The organism is Gordonia sp. i37 (assembly GCF_002043085.1).
In the GTDB taxonomy this organism is placed as follows: domain Bacteria; phylum Actinomycetota; class Actinomycetes; order Mycobacteriales; family Mycobacteriaceae; genus Gordonia; species Gordonia polyisoprenivorans.
Window position 1 is genome coordinate 1 of the sequence record NZ_MVPX01000693.1, and the last position, 914, is coordinate 914.

At 64.8% G+C, this 914-nt stretch carries 1 protein-coding gene; it reads left to right on the top strand.

Annotated features, from left to right (window positions below; all coding sequences use genetic code 11):
- Window positions 1-499 (top strand): HNH endonuclease signature motif containing protein (locus B1964_RS29675; protein ID WP_139765980.1); only part of this gene is annotated, 499 nt, incomplete at its 5' end.
- Window positions 500-914: the final 415 nt, after the last annotated feature.

The window sequence follows — 914 nt, forward strand, 5'->3', positions numbered from 1 at the left end:
CTTCTCGGCCAAACCCACCAACGGGCTGTTGTGGACCTGGTCAGCCGACAACCCGGCACTCGGCGGGAACTTGCAGAACATGGGTGCCATCACCGAAGCCACCGCCAAGTTGTTGTCGTGTGACACCACGATCACCAAGATCATGCTCGATCCCAACGGGGTACCACTCAGTGTTGGCGAAGCGAAACGCTTCTTCACCCCCGGCCAACGCAAAGCGTTGTTGGTGCGTGATCGCGGATGCATCAAATGCGGTGCGCACGCCGGACGCTGCCAAGGACACCACCTCGAGCATTGGAGCGATGGTGGGCCCACCGACCTCGACAACGGCTGCCTGCTGTGCAGCAGCTGCCACGACGATGTCCACCACCACGGATGGGACATCATCCTCGGGTTCGACCGACACCCCTGGCTGATCCCACCCGCCAGCATCGACCCGAAACGCCGGCCGGTGCCGTCGTATCACCGACGGACCATGCGACTCGACGACACCGCAGCCTGACCCGAAGCGCCTCCACTACAGCCTGATTCCCTGCACCCGGCCCGGCCGGGACCGCATCTGTTGTTTGAGAACTCCATAGAGATAATCCCCACCCGATGGTCGAGGTGGTCGTGTGCCAGTGGCCCGGAATCCCGTCGGCACAAGAGGTCTCGAGGCCCGGCGCCAGGGGCGCCGTGCACCTCGACCACCGGGAGGGGAGGCCACCGGGTGGAGAGGGCGTCAGCATCGTTCGAGGGGAGCGCATACCCCGCTGGTCGAGGTGCGAGCCGCGTGCGGCGAGCCTCGAGACCGACTGCTACGGTGCTGGATTCGCACCACCGTGGACCGAATATATTTCGGCGCACGGTGTCTCGAGTCTCGTCTCTGGCGCTCTTCGGCACCTCGCCCATACCTCGACCATCGGGAGTGGCACGGC